The following is a 2,824-nucleotide window of genomic DNA, read 5'->3' on the forward strand; positions in this document are numbered from 1 at the left end:
CGGGCGGGCAGCGCCGCCGTGGAGGCGTTCGACCCGGCCGCGATCCGCGAGGACGGCCGCCACGCCTGGCTGCCCGACGGCCCCGCGCTGCATCCCTTCGAGGGCCGCACGGAACCGCTCGCCGACAAGGATGGCGCCTACTCGTGGTGCAAGGCGCCGCGGCTCGGCGGCGAGGCCTTCGAGTGCGGCGCGCTCGCCCGGCAGGTGGTCGACGGCCATGCGCTGGTGCGCGACCTGGTCGCACGCGGCGGCGGCAACGTGCTCTCCCGGGTGGTCGCGCGCGCGCTCGAGTTCGCCCGCGTGCTGCCGGCCATGGAGGCGTGGGTGCAGGCGATCGTGCCCGGCGAGCCCTTCTGCAGGCACGGCGCGATGCCGGCCGAGGCGCAGGCGACGGGCCTGGTCGAGGCCGCGCGCGGCACGCTCGGCCACTGGCTGGTGGTGCGCAAGGGCGTGATCGCCAACTACCAGATCGTCGCCCCGACGACCTGGAACTTCTCGCCGCGCGACGCCGGCGGCCAGCCCGGTGCGCTCGAGCAGGCGCTCGTCGGCACCCCGGTGGGCGAGGACGAACGCGTGCCGCTCGCGGTCCAGCACGTGGTGCGCTCCTTCGACCCGTGCATGGCGTGCACCGTGCATTGAGCCGAGGACCGCCGCCGATGAGCCCTCCTTCCGACGACGCCCTGCGCCACACCGCCCACCCCGGCGAGATCGTCGGCGTGAGCGAGGACGTGTGGATGGAGGTCATCGACAAGATGGATCAGGTCTACTCGGACCTGCTCCAGTACGAGGTCGCGCTCGAGCAGAAGAACGCCAAGCTCGAGGAGTCGCAGCAGTTCATCCTGTCGGTGCTGACCTCGATGTCCGACATCATGCTGGTGTGCGACCGCCACGGCATCATCCAGGACGCCAACCGCTCGCTCGAGGCCTTCTGCGGGCGCGGCGTCGACGCCTTGCGCGGCACCAGCCTGTTCGAGCTCTTCGTCGACCCGCTCGCGGCCGAGGAGGCGCGCCGCCGCCTGTTCGGCCAGGGGGCGAAGGAGGTGCACGACTGCGAGCTGCCGCTGCGCGCCCGCGACGGCAGCGCGGTGCCGGTGTCGCTGAACTGCACGCCGCGCTTCAACGCGGTCGGCAAGTCGCTCGGCATGGTGATGACCGGCCGCCCGGTGGGCGAGCTGCGCCGCGCCTACCAGGCCCTGCACGAGGCGCACGAGGATCTCAAGCGCACCCAGCAGCAGCTGCTGCACGCCGAGAAGATGGCCTCGCTCGGCCGCCTCGTCGCCGGGGTGGCGCACGAGCTCAACAACCCGATCAGCTTCGTGCTCGGCAACGTGCATGCGCTGCAGCGCTATGCCGGCCGGCTCGCCGGCTACCTGGGGACCATCCACCGCGGCGCGGACGCCGAGGAGGTCGAGGCCGCGCGCCGCAGCCTGCGCATCGACCGCATCCTCGACGACCTGCCCTCGCTGATCGAGGGCACGATCGAAGGTGCCGAGCGCACGCGCGCCATCGTCGACGGGCTCAAGCGCTTCTCGGCGATGGACCGCGACGAGGTGGAGGACTTCGACCTGGTGGAGGTGGTCGAGCGTGCGGTGCGCTGGGTGTGCAAGACCGCGCGCGAGGACTTCCGCGTCGAGCTCGCGCTGCCGCCGCGGATCGCGCTGCGCGGCTCGCCCGGCCGCATCCAGCAGGTGGTGACGAACCTGATCGAGAACGCGCGCGACGCCGCCAGCGCGGGCGAGGCCCCGCCCACGCTGCGGATCTCCGCCAGCCTCGACGCGGGCCGCGTGCGGATGTGCTTCGACGACAACGGCCCCGGAGTCCCCGCGGAGATCCTCGGCCGCATCTTCGACCCCTTCTTCACCACCAAGCCGGTCGGCAAGGGCACCGGCCTCGGGCTGTCGATCAGCTACGGCATCGTCGAGCGCCACGGCGGCACGCTCGCCGCCGAGAACCGGCCCGAGGGCGGCGCACGGCTGGTGCTGACGCTGCCTGAGGCGTGAGGCGTGAGGCGTGAGGCGTGAGGCGTGAGGCGTGAGGCGTGAGGCGTGAGGCGTGAGGCGTGAGGCGGTCAGGAGCATTTCGGTTCGACCCACGATGCGCAAGAGGCCTTTGCACCGACCACCTCGCCAATCCCGCGCCGGACGGGCAAGGCGCGCGCAGCCGAGCGGCTGGCACGCAACTTGTTAGCTTTCTTTGCGATCGTCTCGCCCAAGCCGCTCCTCCGCATCCACTCCGTCAAGGAATCTCCCCCATGCAAGCCCTCCGCCGCCACCTCGCCCCGCCCGCGCTGGCCCTCGTGTTCGCCCTCGCCGCAGCGCCGGCGCTCGCCCACCCCGACCATGGCGCGGCCAGCCTCGCCAGCGGCCTCGCGCACCCGCTCGGCGGGCTCGACCATCTGCTCGCGATGCTCGCGGTGGGGCTCTTCGCCGCCCGCCAGCCCGGCGACGCGCGCTGGATGCTGCCGACCGGCTTCGTGCTCGCGATGCTCGCCGGCGCCGCCCTGTCCGCCGCCGGCATCGCCCTGCCCGCGGTGGAGGCTGCCATCGCCACGTCGGTGCTGGTCCTCGGCGTGCTGATCGCCCGCCTCGCCCGCCTTCCGCTTGCGGCGGCGCTGCCGCTGGTGGCGGCCTTCGCGCTCTTCCACGGTCACGCGCACCACGCCGAGATGGGCGCGGGCCCGGCCCTCGCCTACACCGCAGGCTTCGCGCTCGCCACCGCGGCGCTGCACCTGGCCGGCCTGGGCCTCGCCCGCCTGCTGCCCGACACGCGTGCGGGCCGCCTCGCGCTGCGCGTCGGCGGTGGCGCGATCGCGGGCGCCGGCGTC

3 protein-coding genes are annotated in these 2,824 nt (G+C 73.7%); all 3 read left to right on the forward strand.

The genetic code is table 11. The features are described from left to right. Nucleotides 1-639 (forward strand): nickel-dependent hydrogenase large subunit (locus C667_RS21845; protein WP_004384971.1); only part of this gene is annotated, 639 nt, incomplete at its 5' end. Between the two features lie 17 nt (nucleotides 640-656). Continuing rightward, nucleotides 657-2,000 (forward strand): sensor histidine kinase, encoded by a 1,344-nt coding sequence (locus tag C667_RS21850; RefSeq protein WP_004384972.1) that lies wholly within the window; start codon nucleotides 657-659, stop codon nucleotides 1,998-2,000. A 251-nt stretch (nucleotides 2,001-2,251) separates the two neighbouring features. Continuing rightward, nucleotides 2,252-2,824: HupE/UreJ family protein (locus C667_RS21855; protein WP_004384974.1), on the forward strand; the 573-nt coding region annotated here is incomplete at its 3' end.

Source organism: Thauera phenylacetica B4P, assembly GCF_000310225.1.
Taxonomy (GTDB): domain Bacteria; phylum Pseudomonadota; class Gammaproteobacteria; order Burkholderiales; family Rhodocyclaceae; genus Thauera; species Thauera phenylacetica.

Bases quoted from the DNA above. Each gene is read 5' to 3' on its own strand.
- C667_RS21850 (WP_004384972.1), top strand. From the start codon at position 657: ATGAGCCCTCCTTCCGACGACGCCCTGCGCCACACCGCCCACCCCGGC.